Consider the following 19055-nt stretch of genomic DNA (forward strand, 5'->3'; position numbering starts at 1 on the left):
CCTGCATAAATTTGTAGGGTAGCATTCTCTATTTAAAAAGGAGGGGATGTCATGAAATCTGATCCAATTCGTTTGAATCGGAAATTCGGACAAATCAAACAAAACTGGGGTCTGTATACGTTGCTTTTTCCTGCAGTAGTCCTTACGTTATTATTCGCTTATAAACCAATGTATGGGGTGCTCATTGCCTTTAAGGATTATAGCCCGGCATTAGGAATTGGCGGAAGTCCGTGGGCCGGATTCAAATACTTCGAGAAGTTCTTTAATTCCTATCAATTTTCAGCAACCATTAAAAATACGCTAGTCATCAGTGTGTACAGTCTGATTACGTTTCCGATTCCAATTATACTGGCGCTGATGGTTAACCAGATGAGACCAAACCGTTTTAGACGATTTTTTCAGACCGTATCCTATATGCCACACTTTATCTCCACGGTAGTTATGGTGGGCTTAATGATGATTTTGTTCTCACCTAGCACCGGTCTGCTGGGGAATATGTATAGTCTTTTTGGAAAAGAAGCGCCTGATCTCATGGGCTCTGCCGGGTTATTCAGTAGTGTGTACGTCTGGTCGGATGTGTGGCAACATGTTGGCTGGGACAGTATTATCTTTATCGCTGCGCTCTCCGCTGTTGACCCTAGCTTGTACGAGGCCGCAACCGTGGACGGCGCAAGTCGGATGCATAAAATTCGTTATATCGATATTCCGATGCTGATGCCAACAGCGATAACATTGCTTATCCTGCGGGTCGGGGGACTGCTTGGGGTTGGATTTGAAAAGGTGTACTTAATGCAAAATGACTTGAACATCACTTCAAGTGAAATTCTGTCTACTTATGTCTACAAAATTGGTCTGCTCAGCAGTCAGTATAGCTTTTCGTCGGCGATCAACCTGTTCAACACGGTCATTAATTTTATTTTATTGATCATGGTCAATCAGATTTCTAAAAAATTAAGCGAAAATAGCTTGTGGTAGAAGGGAGGAGCATTGAAATGGGAGGTTTAGAGACAGCGACTAAAGGGAATGTAGGAAAAATAAAGAAGAATCGCTCCTCAGATACTATAATGGAAATTGTGATGTACGTTATATCGGCAATTTTTCTAATCATCCTGATCTATCCGCTGTATTTTATCGTCATTGCTTCGTTTAGTGATCCTTCTGCGGTTGCTGGAGGTCAAGTTTGGCTATTTCCTAAAGGGTTTACTTTTGATGGTTATAAAGAGCTGCTTCGTCATGAGAATATTTGGATCGGGTATTGGAATACCATTCTGTACACGGTGGTTGGGACTGCAATCGGTTTAGTAGTTAATATCTCAGCTGCCTATGCGTTGTCAAGAAAGGACCTTGTGGGGCGAAAATATATTTCGCTGTTTTTCATATTTACAATGTTCTTTAACGGGGGGTTGATTCCTACTTTTTTAACGGTTCGTGATTTCCATCTCTATGATACTTTCTTGGTTATGGTACTGCCTTTTGCAGTTGGAGTCTTTAATATCATAGTGGCACGAACTTTTTTCCAGACTAGTATTCCGGGCGATTTATGGGAAGCAGCGCAAATTGATGGTTGTGGCAATCTCCGTTATTTTGCACTGATAGTTTTACCGTTGTCGAAGGCTATTATTGCAGTGTTAGGTTTATGGATCGCTGTAGGTTATTGGAATTCATATTTTAATGCCTTGATTTATTTGAAAAATCCTAATATGTATCCTTTGCAGCTGATCCTGCGAAATATTCTGATTACCAATCAGATGCAGTCTGGTATGGGGACCGGAGAAGCCGCACAAATCGCGTTACGTCTCGCTAATATGATGCGGTATTCGGTTATTATCGTGGCAACTGTTCCAATTATGTGTGTATACCCATTTGTGCAAAAATACTTTAACCAAGGGGTAATGATCGGCGCAGTGAAGGAATAAGCTCTTCTACTTTTCAACTAACATTTGTGAGGGAGCAAGACCGTAATGAAAAAGCAACCCAAAAACAGTATCAATAGAACAATTACCGTCATTCTTCTAGTGACAACGTTGCTTGCTGGCCTTACAGCCTGTAAAGGGGATAAAGGGGTAAACTCTGTTGAATCTGATCCGGGTCAATTTCATAAAGAAGGTTTGCCAATCGTGGATAAGCCCATGACGTTGAAGGTTCTAACGGTTCGGTGGGGAAGCATGGGAGATAACTTTATCCAGAATCAATGGCTGAAGGATTTGGAAAAAAATACGAATGTCAAAATCGAATGGCAGGTGATGTCTGCTAATGATTGGAGTGAGCGGAAGTCCATTATGCTGGCAAGCGGTACACTTCCAGATATCATTTTAGGGAGTGAGACCTTCGGAGATTCGGATATCGTCAATAATTTAAGCTTATTCAGGCCGCTTGATGACTATATCGAAAGCTATATGCCTAACCTCAAAGCAGCCATGCAGGAAGAGCCTGAATTGAAAAAAATCAGTACTTTTCCTGACGGGAAAATCTACTCTTTGCCTGCAAGATTACCTTTACGTCCTAAAAGCTCACGCCAACCCGTGATTAACAAAACCTGGCTGGATAAATTGGGATTGAAGATTCCCGATACGATTGATGATTTATACAACGTGCTAAAAGCATTTAAAGAACGTGACCCTAATGGGAATGGAAGGCTGGATGAGATACCTGTTATCGAAGTAAGTAATGATCTCATCAGTCCCTTCGGAATCACGGATCTGAACAATAACTTTATGGTCGTCCAGGACGGAAATGCGGTATATTACCCTGTTTCAGAGGCGTACAAAGAAGGGCTCAAATGGGAGCATAAATTATTTGTCGAAGGTTTGCTTGATAAAGAGTTATTCACGCAAGATGAAACGATGAGATCAGCCAAGTTTCTTAATCCGGATGCTCCTATTGTAGGATTCTCGTATCAGTGGACGCCGGATGCCGTGTTTGGCAAATGGAGTGATCAATATATCACGATTCCTCCGATTGCAGGACCTGATGGTAAGCGCTACACCATAGGAAATCCGTATGGAATGAATCTGGAGCGTAACGAGCTGCTAATTTCCACTTCTTGCAAATATCCAGAGATTGCTGCCCGCTGGGCTGACCAGTTCTATACCAATGAAGCAAGCATTCAAAATTTCTGGGGAGCGATAGACACCGTTATTAAGAAAAATATCAACGGTTCTTATACATTGATGGACCCACCGATGGGTACCAGTGCTGATGCCTGGTATTGGGATCAATCACTCCGGGATTTCGGGCCGAAATATGTCAGTCCAGTGTTTGAAAAATCCATCTTTCTAAACCCAAAAACCGGAGATGGACTGAAGCTGCAGCTCGATAAGCTGGGAAGTGATTATACAACGCCACCTTTCCCTGATGTAATGTACACCGCTGAAGAGTTTCAGCTGCTGCCGACTTTGACTACGGACATCGATAGTTATGTCAATACAATGCGTGCTCAGTTTATAATTAGAGGTAAAATTGACGAGGGCTGGGCTGATTATGTGAAACAGCTGCGGGGAATGGGGCTGGAGAAGCTGGTTAGAATTCGTACCGATGCTTACAGTCGTTATGTGAATGTAGAATAGAGCATTATGTGAAATACTGACGGCTAGGCTGTAACATCCTATTTCACTTATTTAAACAAAGGAGGTTCTCTCTATGCGAGTGGCATAAAGAGAACCTCCTTATTCTTTTTACTTTATTAGCAGGGTTTGAATGGCATGAGCCGGAATCATGTTCTCAGCCAAGTTGTTATGGAAGCGCAGGGTGAAAGGAAGCTCTTGTTCCGTGCGGTTCATAACGATAACAGCAATGGTGCCATCTGGGTTACGGAAAGCCGTTGTTTCAAGCTTATCAGTATATTTAGAGTGCCCAATTCGTTTAGCACCTGGGCGAATGTATTTACTGAAATGCCCGATGTAATAGAAGGAGCTCTCAAATATAATTTCATCGTTTTTCGTATCTCCAATAATTGGAGCATCGCAGTAGTTACCTACATGGTTAGGGCCCCCTTGCTCGTCCAAGACAATATTCCAGTCCGTCCAGCTTGACATCCAGTTGTTCAGGTTACCAATGATATCATGGCCGTAACGTTCGCCTGTGTTCCATGAGCCGAGATGAACGCCACCTTCTTGGCAGCCTTCGCTGAAGAACAGCTTCTTGTCTGGGAAGCGATCATGAACGGCCGATAGGGCTTCGAAGTGATCGCCGGAGTACCAGTGGAAGCAAATTCCCCAAATGTATTTGGAGGCTTCTTGATCTTCAAAAGCAACCTTGGCACGGTCATACACGCGCTCCTTGTTATGATCCCAGATCATAACCTTTACATGAGCCAAACCGGCTTGTTCCAAGGCTGGTCCCAAGTAATCACGAACAAAATCTTTTTCTTCTTCGGCAGTATAAAGGCAAGAATCCCAGATTTGAACAGCCTTCGCTTCATTCTGAACACTAACAGCCCAAATATCGATGCCTTCAGCTGCGTAAGCCTGAATATATTTTACGAACATGTTGGCCCAAGCCTCACGGTATTCAGGCTTGAGAGCTCCACCACCGTTCATTTGACCGTTCGTTTTCATAAAAGCAGGTGGACTCCAAGGAGAGGAGAACAAACGGAAATCTTCACCAACAGCTGTTGCAGCATTTTTGATTAGGGGAATAATTGACTCTTGATCTCTGGAAATATCGAACGAACGGAGCTCTGCATCGCCTTCTTCTACATAAGCATAGTTGCCCAGTGAGAAGTCACAGCTCTGGATATGCGAGCGGCAAAGGGTATACCCAATTCCGTGCTCAGGATCAAAATAAGCGTCGATGATTTCTTTTTGTTTAGCTTCACTTAGTTTAGCGATGGTAACAGCAGAAGCCTCAGTAAGTGCACCACCGAAACCTTCCATTTCCTGATACTCCAGATCATCATAAATATTGATGAGCTCTGATTCGACGCCTGATGTGTCAGGGAGGAAGATCAGAGGGTCTTTTTCTGTTAGACGGTCGGTAGTTTCTTTTGCTGTTTGAATGACGCGAACAATTTTACTCATAGTGGTTGGTAACCTCCTGTACATATAAATTCTGTCTTTATTATAGAAGGAGATTAACTGCTCTTTGAAGAAACAATATGGCTAAGAACCTCAACGATCTGGTCATCGACTACTTAGTGAAGAGGAGTGAATGCAATGGAAACTAATTGTGTCCAAATAAGCCTATGCGGCTTTATTTGCCATACTCAGCCTTTTCGGCAATTATATCGCAGTGGGCTGGATACCTATATCATCAGGCTGCAAGCAGAAGGGGAGTGTGAAGTACTGATCGATGGGGACATGGTAACCGTGGTGCCTGGTGATCTGTTATTATTTAAGCCTCAAGATATATATGATCTGAGAATCGGGGAAAAGAAGAGTCCGCTGGGACATAGTGTGGACTATTTTGTAATGTGTACAGGGGAATGGGTGGATCAATGGTGGAACCTGCGCGAAAGACCGAAGAAGGTTAGAATTGCGGATGATGGCAAGCTGCAAAGTATATGGCAACAGCTTGATCTGGAGAATAGAAGACTAGATGGGGGTAGCCCTGAAATACTTGAGGCGCTGTTTAAAGCGCTATGTCTGCTGTTAGATCGGGCAATGGAAGAAGCATCTGCATCATCATCAGCCTCACTGCTACACGGGCTTAAGATGAAGAGTTATGTAGAGGAGCATGCTACATCAGAAATCAGGCTAAAGGATGTAGCTGCCCATGCCGGAATTAGTGTAACGAGGGCTGTGCATGTATTCAAAATTCAATTCGGCTACTCTATTATGCAATATGCTGGGCAAATTCGGCTTGCTATGGCACTTCGATTAATGGACAACACCAATTATACCTTAGAGCGAATAGCAGAGGAGACGGGGTTTGGAAGCTACACCTATTTCCACAGGGTATTTCGGGAACGTTATGGCGTCTCGCCAGGCAACTATCGTAAGAGAGAGTAGCCTTCACTATTTTTAAGATCGTCTAGTTTTTAACAAGAAGTCCCTAACCGCTTGCTCAAATAACCTGACACTATTTGCCCATGTCCATTTGTGGGAAGATCTTTCACCTTGTGCAGCCAATTTAGTTCTTAAGTTTGGGTCTCGGATTAGGCGGATGACATCTTCACCAAGCCGATTCTCGTACCGATAGGAGAGCAGGCAGTTCTTCTCGTGATTTGCGTATTCAATATTTCCACCTGAATAAACACAGACGAGTGCTGCGCCACACCGCATGGCTTCAAGCCCCGGCAAAGAACCCGTATCAAAAATACTAGAACTAACAAAGATATCTGCACCGTTGTAATGGTAACAGAGCTCTTCATCATTCGCTGGCGTGAAGAATCGATATTTTCCAGTAGCTTTCATTCTTTGGAGATCTTCTGAAGTGTTGAACTCGTCGGGCGGACTGATAAAGTTAATATTTACATTGGGACATTGATTTTTCACGTGATCCAGCTGCTCTATAAGATAGTCTTGCTCACGGTGCCATGAGAAACCACGTTCTGCTTTTCTTAATATAGCTGTTATGTTTAAAGGCTCCTGAAGACTGTAACGGATATTCATATTCTTGAAGGAGGAGCTTATGCCAATGGGCACGATTTTTCCTGTGATCCCATGATTTAAACGAATCAGCTCCTGCTGCCAATACGATAAAACAATTAGATGCTCTGTGACATGATAAGAAGGGAACGACAGTGAACTATCTGGTAAAAAGGGGGGTTCATAACATAATGACAATCTTACATGAATTCCTTTTCCTTGATTGCTAGCTGCTTGAGAGGTAGGGACTGTCGTATGAAAATTAGAAACAATAACATCGCCTGAGGGATAGTCCTGTTCTTGAAGCTCCATATGTGTGGAACGGATTAAGATGGATCGGACATCATAGGAAACAACCCCATCCACAGGCATGAGGATAGTAACCTGATGCCCCATAGCTGTTAGCCCATTGGTGAGTTCTACCAGCATGCGTTGAGCTCCACCATGAGATAAGGTCAGAATAGGGAATGTGAATCTCATCGGTAATCCCGTCCCTTCCAAGTTAGGGCTTAATCATCAAACGATGTTACTCAATCGTTCTGTTTCTTATTTTATTCAACTCGCTTAGAAAGGTACCATTTATCCAGTTTGGAAAGCATTATTTTTCCATAGAAGCAATATTCTTCAGTAAAGCAACGGTCTCATTAATCTCGAGGTTCGTTATATCTTCTAAAGATACGTCGATCATGGGCTTGAATTTTTGGAGTTTGCTCAGGAAAGTTTCGGTATGGAAATGCCCTCCACCAGCTTTACCGTGGTAAATTCTCTCTCCATCTTGATAGATGTCTTTTAAATGCGCCAAAATGATCCGATCCCCGAACAACCTGAAGGCGTCATCAACAATTTGATCCTGCATATCTACAGCGTCACCAATAAAATTGCATGGATCCAGGACAACCCCAATATTGCCAGAGGGAATTTCATCTAAGATGCGGCGCATCTTGTCTGGTGTAGAAAGAGTATGTGTGCAGACCCCCTCCAATCCCAGAAAAACACCCCATTTTTCAGCTTCCTCTGCAAGCTCTTGTACAGTTGCCTTTAATATATCCCAGCCGATCTTTTCGTAATGGAGCGGATCTTGTGCTTGGAAAGTAGTCAGTGCGCCCGTCTCCGTAGCCACCATAGGGGCGCCGAATTGGCGGGCATGCCGTAGATGTTCTTTAAAGCGATCTATTTCTAATCTCCGAATAACAGGATCCGGGTGAATGGGATTGATATAACAGCCTAACACTCCGATACGTATACCTGCTCTGTCAAATTGTTCGCCAATATAGTTTGCGAGGCCTGGACTTAATTTACCTGTGGAGGTATCGATGTCCTGAATAGCTTTGGATAAAGCAAGTTGAACAAAATCGATATCATAAATCTGAAGCGTTGCTGTCAACGATTTGAGGGGTAAACAACCAAATGTATGCGCTAATGTTCCGTATCTGATGGAAATCATCTCCTTATCTAGGGTAGGTATGTGTAATTACAAACATAATAGTAGCGCTTTCATCTGGATGCAAGTGATTTATCCTTATCGTCTATCAGGAAATTGATGATCTCAGTGTTTACTCTATCCGGTTGCTCATGATTAATCCCGTGTCCCGCATGGGGGATGACTTGGTAATAGAACTTTCCATCTTCTAAAATATTTATGAAATCCTTCGATTGTTTTAGCGCGTGTTCTCCAACTAGAAAATAGAGCTTGTCTCTAACTGCGACTGCAGCGTTTTTATCGTATGGATGAAGCTTATGCACAAACATAGCTTGCTGATTATGAGTGCGCATTAAAAGGATCAGATGAGCAGCTAATGCTGGATGGTTGTCAAATAAAGGGGAGTGAGGTGCGCTTAACTTCTTTAGAACTTTCAGTAAATTGCGATCCGTTGGAATCAGAATCTCCGGGAACATCATCATTAAAGTTTGGATCATGGCTTTAAACGGTGCAGTGACCATCCCGCCCTCCAAACAAACGACACGGTTCACTTTGTCCGGTTGCTTGGTCGCATAATTAAAAGCAATATAGGCGCCATTGGACACACCCGCAATATTAAAGACGTCTATATTCAGATACGTCGCTATTTCATTAATCCATTTTACTTGCTCAAACTTCTGTTTGTTAAACTGCTCGTTAGGTATGCTTTTTCCGGGTCCACCCAAAGTATCAATCGCGATGCAATAAAAATGCTTCGATAATTCCTCGATATTTAAGATCCACATAACCGCCGAGTTATCACCTACACCATGAAACAGTAGTAAAGGTGGATTACTCTTTTGACCAGCAAGGATACAATGCGTCAATCCATATGTGGTTGGAACATCGATCTCCTCAAGTGGAATGGGCCACTGCTCAACCATCTGCTTATAGGAGTGCCACACTCGTTCTTGCGCCTTGGCATTCTTAAAGCTATTTACCATCTCAAACCTCCTTATCCAAAATAAAACATCTGTATCTTATTCCAATTAGTATACTACGAGAGTTCGAAAGGAGGAGATAGAAATAGAAATATTACTGTGAAAAAGAGGACGAGAGCAGATAAGTGTATTTAATACAACTAAACAGCTACTTTACTCCGGTTATTGTGATATAGATGTACTTTGTACAACTATATCTCTGGAAATCAGCGGATACAGCTTAATTGGGGGAATTTAGTTGCACTAAGTACACTTAACGATAGACAGGCGTGCTGAAGTTAATTTTAGTTGTAGAAAGTGCAATTAAATAATGCAGAGGGCTCTTTTTTGCAGTAAAATTTTTTGATATGGTAAGCAATTTTGTGTTCTAGGGGGGATTATGATGTTGATTGAGCTAAAGGAAGCTAGTTTGTCAGATGGACGCGATATTTTTGAAATGATTATGGAGATCGGCCCTGGGGAGAATGGATTCGTTAACAATGGGTTTGATTTGGCTTACAGTGAATTTCCTGATTTCATCAGAGATCGGATAGCACTCTCAAGAGGCGATAATCTCCTACCAAACTATGTCCCGCAAACCAACTATTGGTTACTGATTGACTCTTATCCTGTTGGTGTTGGAAAGCTAAGACATTCCTTAAATGATCAATTAAGAAAATCAGGTGGACACATCGGATATAGCATCAGGCCTAGTGAGCGAGGAAAGGGCTTTGGCAAGATTTTTTTAGCAGAGTTGTTAAAAAAAGCTGCGGATCTGGGGATTGATAAGGTCATGCTGACTTGTGAGCCGAACAATGTATCTTCGAGAAAGGTTATTGAAGCGAACAGAGGAATACTTAGCGGTATCGAGGATGGGAAATGTAACTACTGGATTAGTTTATGAGTCGAGTCGGTGCTGAATAGTGGGGGTGAAGGAGTTGCTAATTGGCAACTCTTTTTTTTGTTTTTTCACAATGGAATTTCAGTTCATCCAAGGAGGATTCGTCTAACTTGTGAAATAAATTTTAAATTTTGTTGAAAACGCTCTATTCAAACACAAACAAATAGATTAAAATCAAAACAAACAAAAATAAACAAAAAAATAAACATTCAAAAACGGAGGTATTCACAAATGGTACAAAGTTTATGGGATTCTGCACGGGGAAAAGTCATCAACGGAGGTCTGGATGCACTGGTCTATCGCTCCAATCTGTTGGGTGAAGATCGTAGAGTCTGTAATTTTGGAGGAGGGAATACCTCTAGTAAAACTATAGAATTAGATTTCCGTGGTCGTGAGGTTGAAGTCATGTGGGTGAAGGGTAGCGGATCTGACCTAGCTACGATGAAAGCAGGCAATTTTACCGGATTGCGGCTTGAGGATATTGCGCCTTTGTTTGATCGGGAGGAAATGCCTGATGAGGAAATGGTGGCTTACCTCGCGAATTGTATGATTGATCCTAAGCATCCGCGTGCTTCAATTGAGACGCTGCTGCATGCTTTTTTACCATTCAAACATGTAGATCATACGCATCCAGATGCGATTATCAGCTTATGCTGTGCTCATAACGGTAAAGATATTGCGCGGGAAATCTATGGGGATCGTTTCGTATGGGTGCCTTACATTCGTCCTGGGTTCACTTTATCCAAAATGATCGCTGAAGGCGTACTTGCTAATCCTCAAGCAGAATTGGTGTTGATGGAGAAGCATGGTCTCGTGACTTGGGGGGATACGCCGGAAGCTTGTTACGCGAAGACGATCTCTATCATTAATGAAGCAGAGCGTTACATCCAAGATAGAATTGAAGATGGGAACCTGTTCGGAGGTCGCAAATCGGAAGCGCTTCCGGAAGAAGAGCGGCGGGCTGTAGCAGCTGCAGTGATGCCGTTGATTAGAGGCGCAGTCAGTGATGAGCGCAAAATGATACTGACCTTCGATGATGCAGAGGATGTGCTGTGTTTTGTAGGTGGAGTTAACTCGGAGAAATTATCCAGTGTAGGTGCAGCTTGTCCGGATCATTTGGTACATACCAAAATGCTGCCACTATTTGTGAATTGGGAACCAAATGCCAGTGATATTGATGGTTTGAAGACGAAGCTGAACGAAGCGATTACCGCATACAAAGAGCAGTACAAAGCGTACTTCGATCGCAATAAGCATGAGGGAGATGTAATGTTCGAAGCCGCACCGCGTGTGATTCTAATTCCTGGAGTGGGAATGATCAACACAGGCAAAAGCTGGAGCAACTCTAAAATTAGCGGTGCCTTGTATCACCGGGCGATTGCTGTTATGCGCGGAGCTACCGCATTGGGAGATTTCGTCTCTCTAAGTGAAAATGAATCGTACAATGTGGAATATTGGCCTTTGGAATTATATAAATTATCGCTGGCACCAGCAGAAGCAGAATTCTCGCGTAAGGTTGCGTTCATTACTGGTGGCGCAGGAGGAATCGGGAGCGAAACCGCTCGTCGTCTAGTGTCCGAAGGGGCGCATGTTGTGCTGGCAGATCTCAATCTGGAGGGCGCACAGAAAATTGCCGAGGAGATTAACGATAAATACGGTGAGAATCGTGCGTTCGCTGTTAAAATGGATGTAACGCAGGAGGAGCAAGTTACCGCAGCTTATGCAGATACAGCACTCTTTTATGGCGGAGTAGATATTATTGTGAACAATGCTGGGCTTGCGACTTCCAGTCCTTTTGATGAGACTTCATTAAAAGAGTGGAACTTGAACATTTCCGTGCTAGGAACTGGTTATTTCCTCGTTGCACGCGAAGCCTTCAAGGTAATGAAGGAGCAAAAGATCGGCGGTAGCATGGTATTTATTGGCTCTAAGAACTCTATATTTGCTGGAAAAAGCGTATCGGCTTACAGTTCTGCCAAAGCACTCGAAGCACATTTGGCTCGCTGTATTGCAGCTGAAGGTGGAGAGTTCGGTATTCGCGCCAATACAATTTTGCCGGATGCCATTCTACAAGGCTCAGCGATTTGGAATTCGAACTGGCGGAATGAACGGGCTGCTGCTTACGGGATTGAGCCGGATCAACTGGAGGAACATTATCGTAAACGCACAACACTGCTTGTAAATATTTATCCACGTGATATTGCTGAAGGGGTGGCCTTTTTCGCTTCATCCAAGTCAGAGAAGACTACGGGCTGCATGCTGACGATTGACGGTGGAGTGCCGGCAGCTTTTACTAGATAAGTGGAAGATGGAATATAGATAGATATAACGGAGGGAAGCCATGCTGATTGCAGACAGATATGAAAGAATCGTAGAACTAGTGAATGAACGTGGCAGCATTCGTGTCTCGGAACTGAGTACATTATGCCAAGTGACGGAGGAGACCATCCGCCGGGATCTTGATCGCTTGGAAAAGGCGGGGAGGCTGCTACGCTCGCACGGCGGTGCAGTTAGTCTACGTGATCGTCAGCCAGAGACGCCATATGCTGAACGTGAAATTATGAACGCAGCGGAGAAGCAGCAGATTGCTCGTGAAGCAGTGATGATGATAAAGCCGGGAGATCGGATTTTGCTGGATGCTAGCACAACTGCATGGTATATGGCCTCACATTTGCCGGATATGCCACTAACTGTACTGACTAATTCTATTAGGGTAGCTGCGGAGTTAAGTGGGAAGGAACGAATAGATGTGATCTCAACTGGCGGTCAACTGAGCCGCAGATCGATGTCCTTTGTTGGTCATTTAGCCGAGCGTTCGCTTGAGTTGTATCACGTGGATAAGATGTTTTTTTCCTGCAAAGGATTTCATCTCGAACGCGGCGCCAGTGAATCGAATGAGCTGCAAGCGATGGTGAAGCGAAAGATGATTTCTATCGCGGAGCAGGTGATCCTACTTTGTGACTCCAGCAAATTCGGAATTCAAGCGTTCACACATGTTGCCACGACTAGTGAATTGGATGTTGTGATAACGGATTACAGCCCTGCCACAGAACAGCTAAAGCAGCTACAGGAGCTGAACATCGCAATAACAACCGTGTAGAAAATAGTGTTGCAGGAGGTGAAGACATGAAGGTATCGATGTTTATTACTTGCATCAGTGATGCTGTGTACCCGAAGGTCGGAGAAGCGATGGCACGTCTGCTTGCCAGATATGGCGTACAGCTGGATTTTCCCGAAGTGCAGACCTGCTGCGGACAGCCTGCGTACAATAGTGGCTATTGGAATGAGGCACGTCAAGCTGCACTTACGATTTTGCAGGCTTTCGAAGACAGTGACTTTGTCATTGCTCCTTCCGGGTCTTGCACCGGGATGCTTCATCATTACCCGAAACTGTTTCAAGATGATCCGATTAATTTGGTCAAGGCGCAGAATTTGCAGCGTAAATCCTATGAGTTCAGCCAGTTCATGGTACAGGTGCTTGGCGTAACGGATCTAGGGGCCGTATTTCCGCATAAAGTTACCTATCATCCTTCCTGTCATGGCACTCGGATTCTGGGGATTCGTGATGAGCCTATGTTACTTATGCAGAATGTGAAGGCGATGGAGCTAGTGCCATTACCTTTTGCTGAGGACTGTTGTGGGTTTGGTGGAACCTTTGCCGTGAAGATGTCTGATATCTCCGGGGCGATGGTCACCGAGAAGTCAGATCATGTGCTGGAGTCGGAAGCAGAAGTCTTAACGGGTCTGGATATGGGCTGTCTCATGAATATTGCTGGGAATTTGCGCTATCGCCACAAACCGGTCCGAGTCATGCATTTAGCAGAGCTACTGTATGAGGGGGTGAGTGGACAATGAGTCAGAATGCCGCTCAGACTAAATCGGAATCGATTAATGTGAAGCCAGCTACGGTAAAAGAGCGTGCCGACTTGGCGCTGAATAATGACTTTTTGCGCAAGGCGGTTCGCTTTACTACGGAAAGGCTGCGTGACGGGAAACAGAAAGCGGCGAACGATCATGGACACTGGGAAGAATGGCGCGAACGTGGGCGGCAAATTCGCCTGCATACGATCGCTCATCTGGATTATTACTTAAATCTATTTGCGGACAATGCAAGAGCGAACGGCACGCATATTCATTTTGCGGCAACGGGTGAAGAGGCAGTGAAGATTGCTTTAGAGATTGCACAGCGAAAACAAGCGGCTTCCGTGGTCAAATCAAAATCGATGGTGACTGAGGAGCTGCATTTGAATACGGCTCTTGAATCCATTGACGTGGAGACGATTGAAACAGATCTTGGCGAATATATTATCCAGCTTGCCGGAGAAACTCCGTCTCATATCATTATCCCAGCCATCCATAAGAACCGCTATCAGATTGCTGAGCTGTTGTCCAAGGAGGCAGGGGAGGAGCTTTTGCCTGAGACTACAATCCTTGCAGGATTTGTAAGGCGCAAGTTACGGGAGAAATTCCTAGAAGCGGATATTGGGATGACGGGATGCAATTTTGCGATTGCAGAGACAGGTTCCATGGTGCTATTCGAGAATGAGGGCAATGCTCGCATGGTCACCACCTTGCCGAAGACGCAAATCACTTTGATGGGGATGGAGCGGATTATTCCTTCTTGGAGCGACCTTGAGGTGATGGCTACGTTATTACCTCGTTCAGCAACTGGCCAGAAGCTAACAGTGTATATGTCCGGTATTTCAGGACCCCGTAGAAAGGATGATGGGGACGGACCGGAAGAGCAGCATATTATTATCCTTGATAATGGTCGATCTGAGCAGCTCGGCGATCCAGAGTTTCAGGAGCTACTGAACTGCATCCGCTGTGGAGCTTGTCTGAATGCCTGCCCTGTCTATCGTCATATTGGCGGTCATGCCTATGGTGGGACTTATAGCGGACCGATCGGAGCAGTGTTGACCCCGGCGCTGAACAAAAATGTAGATCAATGGGATGATATCGCAGGTGCATCGAGTCTATGCGGTGCGTGTTATGAAGCTTGTCCAGTCAAAATCCCTCTGCATGATATGCTTATCTATTTACGGCGACGTAAGGTAGAGAGAGGTTATGGAGACAAAGCGGAAGGTCTTGGCATGAAAGGTTTTGGTGCGATTATGGCGAAGTCCCAGCGATTCAGTAGTGTGATGAAAGTAGGCAGAATCGGACAAAAGCTACTTGTGAGAGACGGCGGAATTCCGTCAAAGCTTGGGCCGCTAAAAGGCTGGAATAACTACCGGATCGCTCCGAAGCTGGCGGATGAATCCTTCCGCGAGAGCTGGAAAGAGCTGCAGGAGGAGTTAGACCAAAATAGTCGCGAGATGGACCCGTCGATACAGAAACGGATGGAAGATTTATTAGCGAAGCGGAAGGCGGAAGAACTGAAAGGAGAGCCCGGATATGACTGAGGAAACGCACAGAGAATGGCTGGAGCGTATGGATCATGATTCTCGTGAGAAACAGCAGGCATTCATGAACGATATCGCTCGTCGCCTGAAGCGGCCAAGAACGACTGCGGCTCCGTTACATCCTTTTCGCGGTGCTCCAGATTATTGGCAAGAATTCCAGTGGAGTCCAGAAGAACGCATCGATCAATTTACTGCGAGTTTTCAAAGTGCAGGTGGACATGTGTTTCGCATGGCAACGATGGATGAAGCTAAAGCTTTTATCGTCAATAAAGCGAGTGATATGCTCGCCCGTTATATTCTTCGGCAAAATGTAGCTGAGCTTGAGGCACTTCGTCTAGAAGAAGAACTTGTAGATACGCAGGTATCTGTCTGGAATACGGATATGCAAGAAGCATGGAAAGCTAGGGCGGCGGAAGCCGATATTGGGATTGTGATCGCGGATTATGCAGTTGCTTATACAGGCTCTATTACAGTGTTATCTTCTGCGGATAAAGGGCGCTCTGTCAGCCTGTTGCCAACCGCATTAATTGCCATCGTTCCGCTGGATCGGCTGAAGACTCGTCTGGGTGAGGTGCTTATTGATTTTGATGAAGCGGGACAATCGGGTCTCCCAGCAGGTATTCACTTTATCTCTGGACCTAGCCGTTCAGCGGATATTGAGAATGATCTGACGATAGGTGTGCATGGCCCTGGAATCGTATTCGCCTTGCTGGTAGGCTGATGAGGAGATAAGGAGTGTTGTTTAAGAATGAATGCTGGGGCACATAAACAGGGTCAGAATCATATTGCTATTGATATTGGAGCCTCTAGTGGGAGAGTCGTTTGCGGAACCTTGCAAGAACCGGAAGGAACCTTATCATTAACGGAAATTCACCGTTTTAGTAATGGGTTCTCTGAGAAGAATGGTAATCTTTATTGGGACGTCGATTATTTATTTGCTGAAATTATAAAAGGTTTGCAGAAGGCGAAATCAAAAGGAATTGAGCATTGTACCGTCGGAATTGATACTTGGGCCGTGGATTACGTACTTCTAGATCAGAAGGGTACACGAATTCATGAAGTTTTTTCTTATCGTGATTCCCGAACAGATGGAGCGGTACAAAGCCTACATCGCAATATATCAACTGAAAGCGTTTACCGAAAGACGGGGATACAAGTTCTCCCGATTAATACGTTGTACCAGCTGTTTGTGCATGATCAGGCAGATCTTGAAGCAGCACATTCAATCCTGTTGGTCCCTGATTATCTCTACTATCGGCTTACGGGACGAAGAATTAGTGAAGTCACGAATGCTTCAACCACGGGTCTGCTGAATCTGCAAACACGGGATTATGATACTGATTTACTGGCACTGCTTGGTCTTTCAAAAGAGCAATTCCCCTCCTTAACGGAACCTGGGGAACAAATTGGCGGGTTGACTGATGACTTGGTGGCACGCGGTGATCTTCCAGATTGTGAGTTCATAGCAGTTGCCACACATGATACAGCATCAGCTGTACTAGGCGTTCCTGCAAGTAGCGACAAATGGGGATTTCTCAGTAGTGGTACTTGGTCCCTCATCGGGGTGGAACGAGCTTCAGCCATTACAAGTCCCGAGGCGATGGAACGTAACTATACGAACGAATGGGGCGCCTTCGGTTCGTTCCGTTTTCTGAAGAATATTATGGGGATGTGGCTGATCCAAAAGGTTCGTGAGGAATATGGCGGGCAATACAGCTTCAGCGAACTAGTAGAGCTGGCAGAGCAAGAAATTCCTTTCAGATCCATCATCTACTGCAATGATGAACGATTCATGAATCCATCCAACATGATCAGCGAGATACAGAGCTATAGTGCGGAAGTCGGACAGTGGGTACCAAAGACACCAGGGGAGATTGCCAGATGTGTGTTTGACAGTCTTGCTCTTTCTTACTATTTCTATGTTCAGGATCTTCAGCTATTGACCGGCGAGAAGTGGGAGCGGCTGCACATCGTAGGCGGAGGGGCGAACAATGGATTGCTATGCCAAATTGCGGCGGATTTGCTAGAGATGGAGATTTACGCTGGTCCAACGGAATCGACCGCATTAGGTAACGTAGTTATGCAAATGATCAGTGTGGGTACGGTCACAGATATTAAAGAAGCAAGAGAAATTATATATCGTTCATTTGATGTAACAATCTATATTCCACAAGAGATGGACTCTTCCCTAAAAACCGCGGCATTAGCTGAGTTTACTCGACTGCAGATCGTTTAAGAGTAACTAATAAAGTAACCGAGAATATATGGGATGACTATTAGATAGCTATGGATGAGCAAAAGAGGTACAAAAATACCCTACATTGAGCGTAAATAGCGGATAACGAGCAAAAGAAGGGTATAAATGCCCCTCATTGAGCGTAAATAGCGAAAAACGAGCAAAAGAAGGGTATAAACCCCCTAAATGAAATCACTAAGACAATATCAGGAGGCTCAAGCATGGAGCAGAATACAGAAAGCTTAAAGAGCATTCAGACGAGCTATAATGAGGCGAAAAAGCTCTACGCACAGCATGGCATTGACGTAGATAAAGTATTAGAGCAGCTTGCAGCAATCAAAATTTCATTGCACTGTTGGCAAGGAGACGATGTAAAGGGCTTCCTGAATAAGGAAAAGGAGCTAAGTGGCGGGATCGCGGTCACGGGCAGTTACCCGGGGCGAGCTAGAAATCCGGAGGAGCTGCGCCGTGATTTGGAGCAAGCACTAGCACTTATCCCCGGACGTCATAAAGTTAATTTACATGCTATTTATGCAGATACGGAAGAAACTGTAGATCTTGATGCGCTAGAGCCTAAGCATTTTGAAAGATGGGTGGACTGGGCTAAGGAGCAGGGACTTGGATTAGATTTCAATCCCACTTGCTTCTCTCATGAAAAAGCTAATGATGGCTTCACGCTAAGCCACTCGGATCCTGAAATCCGCAATTTCTGGATTGCTCACTGCAAGGCTTCACGCCGAATCTCCGAATCTTTCGGTCAGGCACTAGGTCAGCCTTGTGTAACCAACTTCTGGGTTCCAGATGGATATAAAGATACACCGATCGACCGTCTGTCACCGAGAGTGCGACTTCAGCAATCACTGGACGAGATCTTCAGCGAGGAGATCGATGAGCGATATAACATTGATGCTGTAGAAAGCAAGCTGTTCGGAATTGGCTCAGAAAGTTATGTGGTAGGTTCGCATGAATTTTATATGGGTTATGCACTAAGTCGGGGCAAAGCGGTTTGCTTCGATGCTGGGCATTTCCATCCGACCGAGACCATCTCGAATAAACTATCCTCTTGGCTGCTGTTTGGTGATCAATTGTTGCTGCATGTTAGCCGTCCAGTACGCTGGGATAGTGATCATGTGGTGACTATGGATGATGAACTGCTGGAGATTGCTCGTGAACTAGTTAGAGGTCAATTCCTAGAAAGAACTCATATTGGACTCGATTTCTTTGACGGAAGTATTAATCACATTGCCGCTTGGGTGATCGGAACACGTAACACAATCAAAGCCCTGCTACGTGCGATGCTGGAACCGATAGCGCTATTGAAGCAAATTGAACTGGATGGGGATTATACTACTAGACTTGCACTGGTAGAGGAATTGAAATCTTATCCGTTCGGAGCTATTTGGGATTATTATTGTGCGACGAATGGTGTGCCTGTCCGAGAAAGTTGGCTGAGCGATGTGAAGCAATACGAAGTAGATGTTTTATCAAAGCGATAAAGTACTTGTAATGGCGGTTACCACACGGTAGCCGCTTTTTATGTTCATGATTCGTACTTATTTGAAAAGATATGTGATCTCTGCTATGTTTTATCAAAAAGAGAGAGAGGC

At 44.6% G+C, this 19055-nt stretch carries 16 protein-coding genes; 12 read left to right on the forward strand and 4 right to left on the reverse strand.

Features of this window, described 5'->3' with window-relative positions; genetic code table 11:
* The first annotated feature begins 51 nt into the window (after positions 1-51).
* Genes PAENI_RS01830 through PAENI_RS01840 form a run of 3 tightly spaced genes read left to right on the forward strand, consistent with a single transcriptional unit; the run spans position 52 to position 3566 of the window.
* Positions 52-975: an ABC transporter permease gene (locus PAENI_RS01830; protein WP_149644063.1), complete on the forward strand. Its 924-nt coding sequence runs from the start codon at positions 52-54 to the stop codon at positions 973-975.
* Positions 976-992: 17 nt separating this feature from the next.
* Positions 993-1916: a carbohydrate ABC transporter permease gene (locus PAENI_RS01835; RefSeq protein WP_076283054.1), complete on the forward strand. Its 924-nt coding sequence runs from the start codon at positions 993-995 to the stop codon at positions 1914-1916.
* Between the two features lie 45 nt (positions 1917-1961).
* A complete protein-coding gene (locus PAENI_RS01840; RefSeq protein WP_149644064.1) occupies positions 1962-3566 on the forward strand; it encodes an extracellular solute-binding protein in 1605 nt (534 codons plus the stop codon).
* Positions 3567-3674: 108 nt separating this feature from the next.
* Here PAENI_RS01840 and PAENI_RS01845 read toward each other — a convergent pair whose 3' ends face one another.
* Positions 3675-5018: a glycoside hydrolase family 30 protein gene (locus PAENI_RS01845; protein ID WP_042187078.1), complete on the reverse strand. Its 1344-nt coding sequence runs from the start codon at positions 5016-5018 to the stop codon at positions 3675-3677.
* A 135-nt stretch (positions 5019-5153) separates the two neighbouring features.
* On the opposite strand from PAENI_RS01845, the gene PAENI_RS01850 reads away from it, so the two are divergent.
* Positions 5154-5948 carry an AraC family transcriptional regulator gene (locus PAENI_RS01850; protein ID WP_149644065.1) on the forward strand — a complete coding sequence of 265 codons (795 nt, stop codon included), beginning with the start codon at positions 5154-5156 and terminating at the stop codon, positions 5946-5948.
* Between the two features lie 12 nt (positions 5949-5960).
* Here PAENI_RS01850 and PAENI_RS01855 read toward each other — a convergent pair whose 3' ends face one another.
* The 3 genes from PAENI_RS01855 to PAENI_RS01865 all read right to left on the reverse strand — a co-directional run bounded on the left by PAENI_RS01855 (position 5961) and on the right by PAENI_RS01865 (position 8930).
* Entirely contained in the window at positions 5961-7007 is a 1047-nt protein-coding gene (locus PAENI_RS01855) for a glycosyltransferase family 4 protein (RefSeq protein ID WP_149644066.1), read from the reverse strand.
* A gap of 118 nt (positions 7008-7125) precedes the next feature.
* The gene (locus PAENI_RS01860; protein ID WP_262495474.1) at positions 7126-7911 is read right to left on the reverse strand and encodes a sugar phosphate isomerase/epimerase family protein; all 786 of its coding nucleotides are present in this window, start codon (positions 7909-7911) and stop codon (positions 7126-7128) included.
* 110 nt (positions 7912-8021) lie between these two features.
* Positions 8022-8930, reverse strand: coding sequence for an alpha/beta fold hydrolase (locus tag PAENI_RS01865; RefSeq protein WP_149644068.1), 909 nt, complete (start codon positions 8928-8930; stop codon positions 8022-8024).
* A gap of 379 nt (positions 8931-9309) precedes the next feature.
* Between PAENI_RS01865 and PAENI_RS01870 the strand changes: the two genes are divergently transcribed.
* The 8 genes from PAENI_RS01870 to rhaA all read left to right on the forward strand — a co-directional run bounded on the left by PAENI_RS01870 (position 9310) and on the right by rhaA (position 18944).
* Positions 9310-9810, forward strand: coding sequence for a GNAT family N-acetyltransferase (locus tag PAENI_RS01870; protein WP_042187086.1), 501 nt, complete (start codon positions 9310-9312; stop codon positions 9808-9810).
* A 228-nt stretch (positions 9811-10038) separates the two neighbouring features.
* Positions 10039-12108 carry a bifunctional aldolase/short-chain dehydrogenase gene (locus PAENI_RS01875; protein WP_149644069.1) on the forward strand — a complete coding sequence of 690 codons (2070 nt, stop codon included), beginning with the start codon at positions 10039-10041 and terminating at the stop codon, positions 12106-12108.
* Between the two features lie 40 nt (positions 12109-12148).
* Positions 12149-12907 carry a DeoR/GlpR family DNA-binding transcription regulator gene (locus tag PAENI_RS01880; RefSeq protein WP_042187090.1) on the forward strand — a complete coding sequence of 253 codons (759 nt, stop codon included), beginning with the start codon at positions 12149-12151 and terminating at the stop codon, positions 12905-12907.
* Between the two features lie 26 nt (positions 12908-12933).
* A complete protein-coding gene (locus PAENI_RS01885) occupies positions 12934-13662 on the forward strand; it encodes a (Fe-S)-binding protein (RefSeq protein WP_042187093.1) in 729 nt (242 codons plus the stop codon).
* Positions 13659-15212, forward strand: a complete 1554-nt coding sequence (locus tag PAENI_RS01890) for a LutB/LldF family L-lactate oxidation iron-sulfur protein (RefSeq protein WP_149644070.1) — start codon at positions 13659-13661, stop codon at positions 15210-15212. Before PAENI_RS01885 ends, PAENI_RS01890 begins: the two co-directional genes overlap by 4 nt.
* Positions 15205-15933 (forward strand): LutC/YkgG family protein, encoded by a 729-nt coding sequence (locus PAENI_RS01895; RefSeq protein WP_149644071.1) that lies wholly within the window; start codon positions 15205-15207, stop codon positions 15931-15933. The genes PAENI_RS01890 and PAENI_RS01895 overlap by 8 nt, the downstream gene beginning before the upstream one ends.
* A 27-nt stretch (positions 15934-15960) precedes the next feature.
* Complete coding sequence (gene rhaB / locus PAENI_RS01900) at positions 15961-17448, forward strand: rhamnulokinase (RefSeq protein WP_149644072.1); 1488 nt, start codon at positions 15961-15963, stop codon at positions 17446-17448.
* 221 nt (positions 17449-17669) lie between these two features.
* A complete protein-coding gene (gene rhaA / locus PAENI_RS01905; protein WP_149644073.1) occupies positions 17670-18944 on the forward strand; it encodes an L-rhamnose isomerase in 1275 nt (424 codons plus the stop codon).
* Positions 18945-19055 lie beyond the last annotated feature (111 nt).

It is taken from the genome of Paenibacillus sp. B2(2019) (genome assembly GCF_008370385.1).
Taxonomy (GTDB): Bacteria; Bacillota; Bacilli; order Paenibacillales; family Paenibacillaceae; genus Paenibacillus_AQ.